This is a genomic window from Acinetobacter soli (assembly GCF_018139125.1).
In the GTDB taxonomy this organism is placed as follows: Bacteria; Pseudomonadota; Gammaproteobacteria; order Pseudomonadales; family Moraxellaceae; genus Acinetobacter; species Acinetobacter soli.
In genome coordinates this window covers 2,620,727-2,635,648 of sequence record NZ_CP073241.1, presented here as the reverse complement: position 1 = coordinate 2,635,648, position 14,922 = coordinate 2,620,727, and the positions used below count along the sequence as shown (strand labels likewise).

11 protein-coding genes, 2 tRNA genes and 1 rRNA gene are annotated in these 14,922 nt (G+C 43.4%); 5 read left to right on the top strand and 9 right to left on the bottom strand.

Going from position 1 to position 14,922, the window contains the following annotated elements:
* Positions 1-226: 226 nt before the first annotated feature.
* The 7 genes from KCV09_RS12130 to KCV09_RS12100 all read right to left on the bottom strand — a co-directional run bounded on the left by KCV09_RS12130 (position 227) and on the right by KCV09_RS12100 (position 6,208).
* Positions 227-302: transfer RNA gene (locus KCV09_RS12130), tRNA-Ala, on the bottom strand.
* Between the two features lie 36 nt (positions 303-338).
* Positions 339-415: transfer RNA gene (locus KCV09_RS12125), tRNA-Ile, on the bottom strand.
* Positions 416-475: 60 nt separating this feature from the next.
* Positions 476-2,013, bottom strand: a 16S ribosomal RNA gene (locus KCV09_RS12120).
* 442 nt (positions 2,014-2,455) lie between these two features.
* Positions 2,456-3,016, bottom strand: a complete 561-nt coding sequence (locus KCV09_RS12115) for a peptidylprolyl isomerase (RefSeq protein WP_151816233.1) — start codon at positions 3,014-3,016, stop codon at positions 2,456-2,458.
* A 115-nt stretch (positions 3,017-3,131) separates the two neighbouring features.
* Complete coding sequence (locus KCV09_RS12110) at positions 3,132-4,247, bottom strand: alpha/beta hydrolase (RefSeq protein ID WP_373869362.1); 1,116 nt, start codon at positions 4,245-4,247, stop codon at positions 3,132-3,134.
* Positions 4,248-4,715: 468 nt separating this feature from the next.
* Positions 4,716-4,952 carry a hypothetical protein gene (locus KCV09_RS12105; protein WP_004933398.1) on the bottom strand — a complete coding sequence of 79 codons (237 nt, stop codon included), beginning with the start codon at positions 4,950-4,952 and terminating at the stop codon, positions 4,716-4,718.
* Between the two features lie 392 nt (positions 4,953-5,344).
* Positions 5,345-6,208, bottom strand: coding sequence for an MBL fold metallo-hydrolase (locus KCV09_RS12100; RefSeq protein WP_151816002.1), 864 nt, complete (start codon positions 6,206-6,208; stop codon positions 5,345-5,347).
* Between the two features lie 107 nt (positions 6,209-6,315).
* Here KCV09_RS12100 and KCV09_RS12095 point away from each other — a divergent pair, with 107 nt between their 5' ends.
* The 5 genes from KCV09_RS12095 to KCV09_RS12075 all read left to right on the top strand — a co-directional run bounded on the left by KCV09_RS12095 (position 6,316) and on the right by KCV09_RS12075 (position 11,899).
* On the top strand, positions 6,316-7,209 hold the full coding sequence (locus KCV09_RS12095) for a LysR family transcriptional regulator (RefSeq protein ID WP_171497692.1): 894 nt from the start codon (positions 6,316-6,318) through the stop codon (positions 7,207-7,209).
* 164 nt (positions 7,210-7,373) lie between these two features.
* The gene (gene grpE, locus KCV09_RS12090; protein ID WP_004933414.1) at positions 7,374-7,928 is read left to right on the top strand and encodes a nucleotide exchange factor GrpE; all 555 of its coding nucleotides are present in this window, start codon (positions 7,374-7,376) and stop codon (positions 7,926-7,928) included.
* 119 nt (positions 7,929-8,047) lie between these two features.
* Positions 8,048-9,994, top strand: coding sequence for a molecular chaperone DnaK (gene dnaK, locus KCV09_RS12085; RefSeq protein ID WP_004933419.1), 1,947 nt, complete (start codon positions 8,048-8,050; stop codon positions 9,992-9,994).
* Between the two features lie 95 nt (positions 9,995-10,089).
* On the top strand, positions 10,090-11,310 hold the full coding sequence (locus KCV09_RS12080; protein ID WP_212515214.1) for a lactonase family protein: 1,221 nt from the start codon (positions 10,090-10,092) through the stop codon (positions 11,308-11,310).
* Between the two features lie 184 nt (positions 11,311-11,494).
* Entirely contained in the window at positions 11,495-11,899 is a 405-nt protein-coding gene (locus tag KCV09_RS12075; RefSeq protein ID WP_076033279.1) for a hypothetical protein, read from the top strand.
* Between the two features lie 57 nt (positions 11,900-11,956).
* On the opposite strand, the gene KCV09_RS12070 is transcribed toward KCV09_RS12075, so the two are convergent.
* Together KCV09_RS12070 and KCV09_RS12065 are read right to left on the bottom strand one after the other, a co-directional pair.
* Positions 11,957-13,255: a lytic murein transglycosylase gene (locus tag KCV09_RS12070; RefSeq protein WP_407651959.1), complete on the bottom strand. Its 1,299-nt coding sequence runs from the start codon at positions 13,253-13,255 to the stop codon at positions 11,957-11,959.
* A 532-nt stretch (positions 13,256-13,787) separates the two neighbouring features.
* Entirely contained in the window at positions 13,788-14,912 is a 1,125-nt protein-coding gene (locus tag KCV09_RS12065) for a 5-(carboxyamino)imidazole ribonucleotide synthase (protein ID WP_004933433.1), read from the bottom strand.
* Between the last annotated feature and the right edge of the window lie 10 nt (positions 14,913-14,922).

The following is a 14,922-nucleotide window of genomic DNA, read 5'->3' as shown; positions in this document are numbered from 1 at the left end:
TCTCGGATTAAATAGTCACCTAACAATTGCTTGTTAGCTTCTTATTTAATCGAGTTTGAACAATTTATTTCAGACTCAATATTTTCCAATCTGTTAATGAATTAATGTGTCTTCGTCAGATCACACTAAACTGTGATAAATCACAGAACTTAATAAAATAAGATCTCAAGACCTTCTTTTTACTAAGTTCTATAATCTACACCTTAGCCGTACTCTTTAAAGTACGTGGTGGAGACTAGGAGAGTCGAACTCCTGACCTCCTGCGTGCAAAGCAGGCGCTCTACCAACTAAGCTAAGTCCCCAGCTTATATCATTAATGTATCTTTCTGCCGTAGACTTGGTGGGTCTGACAAGACTTGAACTTGTGACCCCACGCTTATCAAGCGTGTGCTCTAACCAACTGAGCTACAGACCCTCAGATACATCTTAGAAGAACAACTTGTTGTGGATTCTTACCGGCCAATCAATCTTTCGTTAAGGAGGTGATCCAGCCGCAGGTTCCCCTACGGCTACCTTGTTACGACTTCACCCCAGTCATCGGCCACACCGTGGTAACCGCCCTCTTTGCAGTTAGGCTAGCTACTTCTGGTGCAACAAACTCCCATGGTGTGACGGGCGGTGTGTACAAGGCCCGGAACGTATTCACCGCGGCATTCTGATCCGCGATTACTAGCGATTCCGACTTCATGGAGTCGAGTTGCAGACTCCAATCCGGACTACGATCGGCTTTTTGAGATTAGCATCCTATCGCTAGGTAGCAACCCTTTGTACCGACCATTGTAGCACGTGTGTAGCCCTGGCCGTAAGGGCCATGATGACTTGACGTCGTCCCCGCCTTCCTCCAGTTTGTCACTGGCAGTATCCTTAAAGTTCCCATCCGAAATGCTGGCAAGTAAGGAAAAGGGTTGCGCTCGTTGCGGGACTTAACCCAACATCTCACGACACGAGCTGACGACAGCCATGCAGCACCTGTATGTAGATTCCCGAAGGCACCAATCCATCTCTGGAAAGTTTCTACTATGTCAAGGCCAGGTAAGGTTCTTCGCGTTGCATCGAATTAAACCACATGCTCCACCGCTTGTGCGGGCCCCCGTCAATTCATTTGAGTTTTAGTCTTGCGACCGTACTCCCCAGGCGGTCTACTTATCGCGTTAGCTGCGCCACTAAAGCCTCAAAGGCCCCAACGGCTAGTAGACATCGTTTACGGCATGGACTACCAGGGTATCTAATCCTGTTTGCTCCCCATGCTTTCGCACCTCAGCGTCAGTGTTAGGCCAGATGGCTGCCTTCGCCATCGGTATTCCTCCAGATCTCTACGCATTTCACCGCTACACCTGGAATTCTACCATCCTCTCCCACACTCTAGCCAACCAGTATCGAATGCAATTCCCAAGTTAAGCTCGGGGATTTCACATTTGACTTAATTGGCCGCCTACGCGCGCTTTACGCCCAGTAAATCCGATTAACGCTTGCACCCTCTGTATTACCGCGGCTGCTGGCACAGAGTTAGCCGGTGCTTATTCTGCGAGTAACGTCCACTCATCTTGGGTATTAACCAAAAGAGCCTCCTCCTCGCTTAAAGTGCTTTACAACCATAAGGCCTTCTTCACACACGCGGCATGGCTGGATCAGGGTTCCCCCCATTGTCCAATATTCCCCACTGCTGCCTCCCGTAGGAGTCTGGGCCGTGTCTCAGTCCCAGTGTGGCGGATCATCCTCTCAGACCCGCTACAGATCGTCGCCTTGGTAGGCCTTTACCCCACCAACTAGCTAATCCGACTTAGGCTCATCTATTAGCGCAAGGTCACAAGTGATCCCCTGCTTTCTCCCGTAGGACGTATGCGGTATTAGCATCCCTTTCGAGATGTTGTCCCCCACTAATAGGCAGATTCCTAAGCATTACTCACCCGTCCGCCGCTAAGTGATAGTGCAAGCACCATCACTCCGCTCGACTTGCATGTGTTAAGCCTGCCGCCAGCGTTCAATCTGAGCCATGATCAAACTCTTCAGTTAAAATCATTTTGCACCTTATTTATAGACAAGGTGCCAATTCTGGCTCATCAATTTCCTGACTTAAATTTCGCTCAAATAAACTTCGAGTAATTTAAACCAATCAATCAATGATAATATATATCGATTAATCAACCAGTAAAAATCCACACAAGTTGTTCTTCTATTCTCTTAATGATCGATTTGCTCTTCGTCAGAGACAAATTCAACGCAAAACACTTTCTTTCAACTTAACCCTGTAAGCTAAGTTGCTTTCGTGTATCGCGTCGGGATGAGTGCATTATAGGAGTTTTTTTTTGGCACGCAAGTGTTTTTAAACCTTTGTTTTGTCGAGTGTTCTATTTTTGTGCACCAACTTGATGCAAAAATTGAAAAATAACAACCTAAAACTCTAATTATAAAAGAGAAATATGAAATAAATATTTCTCTTTTATTTTATTTGCTTTTATTTGTGTGTGGTTTTTATTTGAACGCTCAAGATTTTTACCGCTTGTTTAGGTACGTTTTGGTGCATTCCCACATTGGCAGTAGGTACATTTGCGATTTTATCGACCACATCCATACCCTTGGTCACTTTACCAAACACTGCATAACCAGCATCACGCGATGATGCATTTAAGAAGGTATTGTCTGCCACATTAATAAAAAACTGACTGGTGGCCGAATTTGGATTACTGGTTCGCGCCATTGCCAGTGTACCGCGTGTATTACTCAAACCATTTGATGCTTCATTTTTAATGGGAGCAGCCGTTGGTTTTTCTTTCATGTTGGACTCTAGCCCACCGCCTTGAATCATGAAACCTGGAATCACACGATGAAAAATCGTGCCGCTATAAAAGTTACTCTTAATATAGTTTTCAAAGTTTTTTGCTGAAACAGGTGCCTTTTGATCATATAGCTCAATTTCAATATTGCCCAGTGTGGTTTTCATTTCGACCTGAGTATTAGCAAGCGCATGCGCACTCATGAGCAAAGCAGCGGATAAACATAACGATTGTTTGAGCATTTTAATTCCTGATACATCATTCAATAAATAAGCCTTAGGCACTCATCTAATCAACTCATCTGATGATCAGTGAAGACCAGACCTGTTGACCTAAGGCATAAAGCGGATTCAGTATTTAAGCATATTTGTTCCAAAACTTACGAAAACCGCGACTCATCTGAATCAGGTTAGCTTTGGCTTGATGCGATACTGGCGTTAGATTAATAAAGCCATGTGTTTGATCGAGATACTCTTCAAAATGTACTTTAACGCCATTTTGACGTAGCTTGTGGCTGTAAATCTCACCTTCATCATGCAAAACATCATGCCCGGCCGTAACAATATAGGCAGGTGCCATTTTTTTAAAATTGCCATAAGTTGGCGATATGATTGGATCATCCAGACGAACGTCATGCCGGGTCGCATAATAGTCCGTCGCGTAGTCGATATCTGTACCGGTTAGCACCAATCCGTCTTTATAGGCATAAAAGGATGGATGGCGACTTTTAAAATCTACAGCTGGATAGATGAGGAATTGCGCATCAGGCGCATAAACTTTACCCACTGCACGCTGCGCGATCACCGTACTGATATTTCCGCCCGCGCTATCTCCAGCCACCGCAATTCGATTTTTTAAGATTTTGAAGTGTCGTTTGTTTTGATATACCCATGCCAGTGCATCTTCACAGGACTGAATTAAACGTTGCGGCGAAACTTCGGGAGCGAGCGGATATTCAATACTGAGCACCTGAGCTTGACTGTATTTTGCAATTAAGCGACACGCTTCATCATGGGTATCTACACTACCAACGACAAATCCGCCCCCATGATAAAACACAATCATCGGCAATTTTTTGCTGGGTGCAGGATGATAATGCCGCGCAAAAATCGTTCCGCTTTGCAAAGGTAAACGGATATCCTCGACAGATGCAACAGCGGTGGGTTTACGTCGAATGGTTTGCATTTGCAGCTCAAACGCTTGACGAGATTGCTCTACATCGGAACCAATAAAGCCGACCAAACCTTGTTTAAGCTGGACAGCCATAAGGCATTTGGTAAAACTGTCTAACTGCGGATATTGATAGGGATAGCCCAATACGCGGACAAGCGATTCCTGCACAAATGAAGGAAGCTTATCGAGAACACGAGCCGCAGGCCCCTGACCTTTTTCAAGTAGTTCCTGAATATTTTGAGTAATGGCAACCACCGCTGTCTCCCTTCGATGTTTATATTTTTGGCATATGTGGGTCATGTATGACTATATTCTTGTTTAAAAGTGGCAATCAAGCCTGTTCTGTGTTGCTTTTATTAAACGTAGACGGTTTTTGTTAAATGTCATTGACCGCAGAAACACGGATTTTTCATGATTTGCCCATAAACATCAAATCAAATTAAGGTGGTCGTTCAATCGACAAAAAATAAACCCCTAAATCATCGGGTGACTTAGGGGTTTATTGATGGGTTTGTTACTGCACAATCCGTTGTGACATATTGATAAACAAACCAGAGTGAACATCCTTTTCGCTTTCAAACATCTTAGTCGAATACCTCATGCTTACCCAGAGGAGATTCCTGCGCAAGCTGTAGGTTATTTCTTCGGCGACTGTCATCTTATGTAGACACTTGATCTCAGTAGCAGCTTTGATCAGGTTAAGTTTTTCGCCTAGGTGGCATCCTGAAGGCAAATAAACGATCTAATTAAGTGACCCATACGCTGATATTACTGAATTGTTGAAGCGTCAGTAGACGGCTGTGCCATTTCAGGCGCTGCTTGTACAGGCTGTTGAGTTTGAGTTGAAGCACCCGCTTCAGCTGCAACACCACCTTGTACTCCGGCTTGCGGACTAGATGTTGTTTGAGCAGAACCAGATGCATTCAAACCGGCTTCAGAGGCACAGCCTACAGCAGTTAACGCAACACCGGCACACACCAACGACATAAGCGCTAATTTTTTCATGGGATCTTTCCTTTCACTATGACAAATTAAAAATATGCAAAGTCCAACTTTGCGCTGCCTATCATTCCCAATTTTTTTTAGTGGTGCTCGCACAATTCGTTGGAGTTTTTAGGCTTGCCAGTAGCGATTGTGAAATTTTTTATTAATCAATTTTTTTGCATAAAAATCTTCATATTTTGCTTTAAAAGCTCGTAATTTTTTAATCTTTTTGATGTTTTTTGAAATTTTATGCTTTTTAGCGCATAAACCTGTTGTCTTATATATTTATAAAAACCATACAAAGAAGATTACGCCGCGAAACAATGATTTTCGCGGCTCAGATACCCTTCGCTATGTGAGTTGTATTTCATGCAGGCTTTTTTTAAAAAAAGTTCTGCATCTGCAGATCTTGATTAGGGCCATTTCATCTCACCTTTAACCACTTTTGCACTCAGTTCCAGATTGCTGTTTTCGGTTAAAGTGGGATACTGCTGTTGCATGATTTGAATCACGTCGGCCGATGTTTTACTGGCCTGAACGGCTTTTTCATAATCTTTGATGTAATTAATCGAAAAATTAACCGCAGCCAAATCTTGTGGTGCATGCGCTGCCATATGTGCTGGAATCACGACTTTCGGATGTAACGCCTGAATACTGCTTAAGGTCTCTAGTACGGCTTGACGGTCTTGAGTGCGTGGTGTATCCGCCATCCACAAATGAATGCCTGACGACACAGCAATTCCGCCCACCACAGCTTGAGCATCTGGAATATATAAATACGTCAGTTCATTTTTGCCTTTGATTTCGATCTTTTGATTTCCAAGTTTCAAAGTTTTAGCTCGGTAAATTTCTGGCACGATGATCTTTGAAGGGGCATTTGCGCCCATAAGAGGTGACCAGTAGTTCACTTTGAGGGCCTGAGTTTGCTGAATATGCTGCACTGTTTCTGGTGTAGCTAAAATTTTGGCTGCCGGAAAGTATTGTTTTAAGACATCCAAACCAAAGTAATAATCTGGATCGCCATAGCTGATAAAAATGGTATTGAGTGTTTTACCACTGTCGAGTATTTCGGCCGCAAGACGCAGTGCCTCAGATTTAGAAAACTGAGCATTGACTAGCATCACTTCTTTATCATTTTCAATGAGCGTCGAGGTCACACCAAAATGCTCTGGCTGTGCCACAAAGCTTTTAATCGTCACGGTTTGAGCAAAAGCCGTGCTGACTGCAAGGCTGGTCATTATGGCGGCAGCAAGTGTGGTATTTTTAATAAAATTCATGTGTGTCTCCTAAAAATAGAATACACTTTAAGCTGCAACTTGTGTTTAATAAATCGGCATTTTCAAGATAAACTGTTGCATATCTTGCAACAATAATGTGGTTAATGATGGATACCTTAAAAGCCATGCGGGTTTTTGTCGCAATTGCTCATCATGGCAGTTTAGCCAGAGCTGCCGATCAGCTGGATTATTCGCGCGCCATGGTGTCACGTTATCTCCATCATTTAGAGCACACCTTCTCGATTCGCTTGTTTCAACGTAATACCCGTAAAATCTCACTAACGCCATCGGGTGAAAAAGCACTGCGTTACTGTGAAAATATTTTACAGCAGCAGTTGTTACTGCATGATTTAGCCGCGCATGAACAACAAAGCGGCAGCATTCGTCTTACCTGCGGTTTGTTTTTGTACCAGTTGGGACTGAATCGTTGTTTACGTGCCTTTCAGGCAGCTTATCCTCAAATTCAGTTTGATTTAACGCTCACAGAAAATGCATTGGATTTAATCGACGGCAATATCGATTTGGCGCTGCGCATTACGCAGAAAATTGCCGATGGCTTGATTGCACGCCCCATTTACACCATTGCTTCGACCTTTTGTGCCCATCCAGACTATTTGGCTCAAGCACCTGAATTGAACCATCCGAGCCAGTTATTGCAACACGCCTGTATCAGTCATCAACATTATAGTCAGTACTGGACGCTCATTGATGCCGAGCAGCATCCGCAAAATTATCCAATCCAGAGCAGCTTTAAAAGTAATGATGTGAATGCTTTATATGATATGTGTATAAATGGTCAAGGCATTGCCATGTTGCCCAGTTTATTGGTACAGCAAGATTTGGCAATGGGTCGACTGGTTCGCGTCTTACCAGAGTATACCGCAACCGATTTATCGCTCTCGCTGGTGTATGCCTCTCGACAGCATTTGCCACACATGACCCAGATTTTGATTGCATTTTTAATGGAACATCTGGGCAATTACCTGAATTGTGAAGAATAATTTTTTTATCTGTTTTCTATGACTTGAATTTTTAAGCAATGCCCATACCTCTATGATTATTCACAAATGAACAAAATTCGTGGCAGTTCAGGAATTTGCAGTTACAAACACTGATGCCCAAAGGACTGTACATGTTTAAGAACCCTTTTAAACGGAGATCATCAATGGCTAATGAGCAAAACGAGCAGGCTCAAGACTTATCTTCAGAGCAAGCAGCACTTAACACTGAGCACACTCAAACTGAAGAAACCGAGCAGGTCGCTGAGATTAGCGTTGAAGATTTGCAAGCTCAGATCAGCAAGCTTGAAGAAAGCCTCAAGCTTGAAAAAGCACGCGCAGCCAATGCCATTTACGAAGCTGAAAAAGTAAAAGAACGCGCTGAACGTGAAGCAGAAAGTGCCAAAAAATTTGCGCTTGAAAAGTTTGCAAAAGGCTTGCTCGATTCAGTCGACAACCTTGAGCGCGCCATTCAGGCTGCGGGCGACGAAAAAACACCTTTAGTTGAAGGTATTGAGCTGACCTTGAAATCATTGACCACTACGCTTGAAAAATTTGAAGTGGCTGCGGTAGATACCTCGAACGGCTTCAACGCCGACCTGCATCAGGCCGTCGGGATTGATCCAACAGCGAAGGCCGGTGAGATTGGTAATGTCTTACAAAAAGGCTACACCCTTTCAGGTCGTTTGTTGCGCCCAGCCATGGTGACTGTCGGTCAATAATTGAATAAATCGGAACGTGTTTTGATTTTTTTTGATGAAAATGCTTGAAAAAAATCAATTCACTCTCATATCGGATAACAAGCAAAAACATTGCAAAAAAATTTTGAGGAATTGAACTCATGGCAAAAATTATCGGTATTGACTTAGGTACAACCAACTCATGTGTCGCTGTACTTGAGGGCGATAAAGTTAAAGTAATTGAAAACGCGGAAGGCGCGCGTACTACACCATCGATCATTGCGTATAAAGATGGCGAGATCTTGGTAGGTCAGTCTGCAAAGCGTCAGGCGGTAACGAACCCTAAAAACACATTGTTCGCCATTAAGCGTTTAATCGGTCGTCGTTACGAAGATCAAGCCGTACAAAAAGACATCGGCTTAGTCCCTTACAAAATCATTAAAGCAGACAATGGTGATGCGTGGGTTGAAGTAAACGATAAAAAATTAGCGCCACAACAGGTTTCTGCTGAAATCTTGAAAAAGATGAAGAAAACGGCTGAAGACTATCTTGGCGAAACAGTAACAGAAGCGGTGATTACTGTTCCTGCATACTTTAACGATGCACAGCGTCAAGCCACTAAAGATGCTGGTCGTATTGCAGGTCTTGATGTGAAACGTATCATCAACGAACCAACTGCTGCGGCACTTGCGTTTGGTATGGACAAGAAAGAAGGCGACCGTAAAGTTGCTGTTTACGACTTGGGTGGTGGTACATTTGACGTATCGATCATTGAAATTGCTGACCTTGATGGCGACCAGCAAATCGAAGTGTTATCGACCAACGGTGATACTTTCCTAGGTGGTGAAGACTTTGATAACGCATTGATTGAATACTTGGTTGAAGAATTCAAGAAAGAACAAAGTGTGAATCTGAAAAATGATCCGCTTGCGTTACAACGTTTGAAAGAAGCTGCTGAAAAAGCAAAAATTGAGCTTTCTTCATCGAATGCGACTGAAATCAACTTGCCGTACATCACGGCTGACGCAACTGGTCCGAAACACTTGGTGATCAACGTTACTCGTGCAAAACTTGAAGGTTTGGTTGCAGACTTGGTTGCGCGCACCATTGAACCTTGCCGTATTGCGCTTAAAGATGCAGGTCTTTCGACTTCTGATATCTCTGACGTGATCTTGGTCGGTGGTCAGTCTCGTATGCCACTTGTACAACAAAAAGTACAAGAGTTCTTCGGTAAAGAGCCACGTAAAGACGTGAACCCGGACGAAGCTGTGGCAATCGGTGCTGCAATTCAAGGTGCAGTATTGTCTGGCGACAAAAATGACGTATTGCTTCTTGACGTTACCCCATTGACTTTGGGTATCGAAACTATGGGCGGCGTACTCACAGCAATTATCGAGAAAAATACCACGATTCCTGCGAAGAAATCACAAGTGTTCTCGACTGCTGCTGACAACCAACCTGCTGTAGATATCTCGGTTTACCAAGGTGAACGTAAGATGGCTCAACAAAACAAATTGTTGGGTAACTTCCAATTAGGTGACATTCCACCTGCGCCACGTGGTGTGCCACAAATTGAAGTGTCTTTTGACATCAACGCCGACGGTATCTTGAAAGTATCTGCAAAAGACAAGAGCACAGGTAAAGAGCAATCGATCCAGATTAAAGCAAACTCAGGTTTGTCTGATGCTGAAATCGAAGCAATGATCAAAGATGCAGAAGCAAACGCAGAAGAAGACCGTAAGTTTGAAGAACTTGCAAAAGCGCGTAACGAAGCTGATGCATTAATTTCAAGCTCAAACAAAGCAGTGAAAGATCTTGGCGACAAAGTGACTGAAGATGAAAAAACTGCTGTTGCAACTGCGGTGACTGAACTTGAAGCAGCTACTAAAGAAAATGATGTAGACGCGATCAAAGCGAAAACTGAAGCGCTACAAAACATTTTGATGCCAATCACGCAACGTGCTTATGAGCAAGCTCAAGGCGCTGAAGGTGGTGCACAAGGTTTTGATCCAAATGCATTCCAAGGTGGCGAAGCTGGTCAGCAACAAAAAGCAGATGATGGCGTTGTCGATGCTGAATTCACTGAAGTGAAAGACGACAAAAAATAATTGATCGTTTTTTGAAAAAGCGTCCGATTTATCGGGCGCTTTTTTTATGTATATTGATATTATCCAAGAAACAACACTTTGCTGAAGGAACAGTAATGAAAAACAGCCTCTTTATTCAAACTCGCCATTCAAACACACAGCGCATTCAATGGATTAAACCGTCTGCGACAATCTTGTCACTCTTGGTTGTGCCCTTTGCATGGTGTGCGAGCGCCAATGTAGCAGCTCAGCAAATTGCGCTGGTGGGTACATGGACATCTATTCCGGATGCGCCGCTGGTGCAAAAGCCAGCTCAGGCCAGCGATGGGTTGTATCAACTTCAAATGAATGAGGATGGCACCTTAACGCCAACGCATATTTTTAAAATGAAAAGTCCTTCTTGGATTGTAAAATCTAAAGATGGTCGTTTTGCTTACACCACCAACGAAGAAAATAAAGGTGAAGTGACTGCCATTTCAGTTCAGTCCAATCAAGTTAAAGTGCTCAATACAGTAGACAGCCATGGTGGACACCCGACGCATGCGTCCATCAGTCTCGATAATAAATTTCTGGTGGTTTCAAACTATTCAGCAATCGATAAAGATCGTGGTGGCGTGACTGTTTTTCCAATTTTGCCAAACGGCCATTTGGGTGAAAAAATTCAAAATATTGTTTTTTCGGAAGGATCAAACGTAGTAAAAGGTCGTCAGGACAGTGGCCATGCCCACTCGACGACGTTTAGTCCAGATGGTCAGTATTTGTATGCGGCCGATCTGGGCAATGACAAAGTATACGCCTTTCAATATCACCCCAATCAAACCCAGCCGCTCAAGGCAGATCCTCGCCGAGATGTGACGTTTGCTCCCGGTTCTGGCCCACGTCATATGGTCTTTTCCGCAAATGGTCAACATGCATACGTGACCGCAGAAATGTCGAGTGAAATAGTGACCTTCAAGGTGCAAGATGGTTATCTGAAAAAAGTCGCCCAGAATAAACTGGTTGCAGCGCATGCAACACCTAAATTTAAGAGTGCCAGCGGCATTATTCTCAGTCCAGATGGCAAATACATCATCACTGCCAACCGCGGCTCACATAACGCTCTTTTGGTGTTTAAAGTTCAACCGAATGGTTTACTTGCTCAACCCGTGTCTTATAAAGCCAATGGCATTGAACCGCGTGCTTTTTCATTCGATACCACAGGTCGATATCTGTATGTAGCCAACGTATTTAGCAATAACATCAGCTTATTTCACTTTGACCCGAAGCACGGCACACTAAAGCCTGCTGGTGATGCCGCCAAGATATCTACACCGACAGATATTAAGTTCTTTAAATAATATAAACTAACAATCAGCACTGGGTTTACTCAAGTTAATGGATTAACTGATTGCCATTAAGCCTGTTGATCTGGTTTAAAAACTTTCAGTTTATTCCTTACTGGCCTGAGAAAATTCAAAATCCCACAAAAGGCGGTGATTGTATCTAAAATTTTGCCGTGCTACGGTATAAACAATATTGAAGATGAATGTTAGTCGGGAGATATCAGTGAGTTATTATCATATTTTGATTGAAGTGAACGATCACATCAGCACAATTGAGCAAACACGTGATATCGAGATTTTTGATATTATTGAGATCAAACCCTTTTTACATTCGATTTTACTGCCGTATTTCAACGAACAAATTATTGAATTAGAAGATGAAAATCTTGATTATCAGGATATTTTACATCTTGAAGTTAAACAAACGCTGCTACCAATTAAAGACTTGATTGAAGAAGAACAAAAACTGCTACCAAGCGACACCGATGTCACCATCACGGCTTACGAAATTTTTAATGATCGTGAACTCAGCCAAGATGTCACCACCGTCATTATGGATATTTTAGAAGCGGTAAAATTGGATCAGCCTCCAATCGAACTTTAACTATTAAACAGTCAGCATAAAAAAAGGGCGATACCGGTCTGATCGCCCTTTTTTATTTTATTGCATCATGCGTCTTGCTTGCTCTTGTCGGAAGGCACGTAAAATTTGTTGCCCCGCCCGACCCGTCGGATTTAGGCCCAATCGGGTTTGCTCTTGCTGAATCGCCTGACGACTTTTATCTCCAATCAAACCATCTACCGCCCCGATATCATAGCCACGCTGAAGTAAAAACTGCTGGATTTCACGGCGCTCGGCACGTGAGGTTCCCGGATCATCTGTGGGCCATGCGGTTAGAAAAGGTCCGGCACCTTGGAGACGATCTGACAAATGTGCAATTGCCAGACCATAACTTTCTGCGGCGTTATAGCTATAAATGGCATCGAAGTTTTTAAAGACCAAAAATGCTGGTCCGGTCGCACCTGCAGGTAGCATTAAGCCCGCTGGCGTATTCGACGAGAGATTTCCCTGAATTAAAGCCGTTCCATCTGCGCGTGTTAGGCCTTGTGCCAACCAGTAGCTCAGTGGACGTTTATTACGACGTCCTTCGCCCGAGACAGACATCCCGGCAGGTAACTGCACTTCAAAACCCCATGGCATCCCCGTTTGCCAGCCTGCCTGTTTTAAGAAATTGGCTGTCGATGCCAAGGCGTCTGGCACACTTGAGACCAAATCACGACGCCCGTCTCCATCAAAATCGACTGCCAATCGATCATAAGTCGATGGCATAAACTGCGTATGGCCAAACGCCCCTGCCCACGAGCCTTTCAACTGATCTAAACGCAGATCGCCGCGCTGCAAAATACGTAATGTGGTAAAAAATTCACCACGGAAATAACTTTGTCGACGCCCTTCACAGCTGAGTGTCCCCAGTGCCTGTAACAACGGATATTTACCGGAAATATCACCATAATTACTTTCGACACCCCACACCGCCACAATGGTTTCAACAGGTACACCATACACCTGCGAGGCGCGGTTCAACACATCTCGATACTGTGCCAGTTTTTGCTTTCCAGCGTCTACACGTTCGTTATCGACCAAACCAGACAGATAATCCCAGATCGGTGTTGAAAATTCGGGCTGGTAATTAAGTTTATCTATGACTGAGTAATCTGGAGTCAAATTTTGTGTGTATTGGTCGTAGGTCGATTCAGAAACACCCGATGCAATCGCCTGTGAGCGTAGATTTGCAAGACAACGCTGAAAATTATCATTTTGTGGTGTAACGGCTGTGGTCATGACAGGTTTATTTGTGGTTGAGCCATTCACCACTTTTTCATTCAAAATTAATTCGGCATGCGCGGGCGCCATCAGCAATGAATACGTACCAAGAAAAAAAGACAAACGTCGCATTATTATCATCACCTGTTTTAAATTTAAAAAAGCAAATCCTTAGCTTACCTTAGCACTATGGCAACGAAATCAAAGCGTGAATTCGTAAATTTGAATTCATATTCTGCACTTTAAATTCAAAAGTATAGAAAAAGTTATCCACACCACTCATTTTAAATTCAAAAACAGTTCGAAAAGTTTAAATTCAAATCCAGACATTTTAAATTCAAAAATTTTTCACGCTTTTATTGCATTCAAGCTGTGGATAAGTCACTTTAACTTGGTTTTGAATTCAAATCACATCTACAGAAAAACTTTGAATTCAAAGTTTTCATATTGTTTTAAATTTAAAGTTTTATTGTGCGCAGAATTTGAATTTAAAACAGATCATTTGCAGGAATTCATCACGGCTAATTGTGTTTTTGAACACGATTTTAAATTCATTGCAGTGGCTGAATATCTACTGTTCCAAAATCAGGGCGGCTATCTTACCCAAAAAAAAGTTAAAAAAAAGCGACCAGCTTGCTGATCGCTTGATTTATACACCTGAAATGAACTAAATGGTTATGTCTTGAGTTAATGCCAACGGTTCTGGCAAAATTTCCGCCAATTGACGACATAAATGCGTCAATTCACTTTGATTCAACGGCATTAAAGTGATGTGTCCCAATTTACGGCCTTCACGTTCGCTCTTGTTATACAAGTGCAAATGCGCGCCGTTTAGTGCCAAAACATCTTCAGATTTTGGATGCTGACCAATAATATTCACCATCACTGTCGGGCGAACCACCTCGGTCGAACCCAAAGGCAAGCCAGCGACGGCACGAACATGATTTTCAAATTGTGAGCACACCGCACCTTCAATCGACCAGTGGCCCGAATTATGAACACGTGGTGCCATTTCGTTGGCAAATAAGCCCTGTTCGGTGACAAACAGTTCAAGCGTTAGAACACCCACATAATTCAGATGATTCAGCAGACGCGTAATGTAATCCTGTGCAACAGGCTGTAAGGCTTCACTGCGAGGTGCAGGCACAATCGAATGCGACAAAATGCCGTGATGATGGTGATTTTCTGCCAACGGCCAAGTTTTCACTTCACCATCTTGACCACGCACTGCAATAATCGAAACTTCACGAGAAAACTGAACAAAACTTTCTGCAATCAATGATTTGGCAGGGCCAAGCTCTTGCCATGCTTGATCAATTTGCTCCGCTTCACGCAGTACAAACTGACCTTTGCCATCGTAACCGCCAGTGGCTGTTTTCAACACAATCGGTAAACCTAGCTGCGCTACAGCAGTTTGAAGCGATTCAAGGCTATCGACGGCTCGAAACGGCGCGACTGGAATCTCCAGACGCTGAAACAGCTCTTTTTCAAGCAAACGATTCTGCGCAGTTGCCAAGGCCTGACGTGGCGGATAAATGGCTTTGTCTTGACTCAGACGGTCTACATCGGCCAATGGCGTATTTTCAAACTCAAGACTAAATACATCTGCACTTTCAATAAATGCCTGCAATGCATTTGGATCTTGCTCGGTAGAGTAAACCTGACCCAGGATTGCTGCTGGACAATCCGCATTCGACTCGAAAAACGTACATTCAAGATTAAGGGGCAGGGCCGCTTGTGCCATCATACGGCCAAGCTGTCCACCACCAAAAATTCCGATGGTTTTATTCATGATCGCCTCG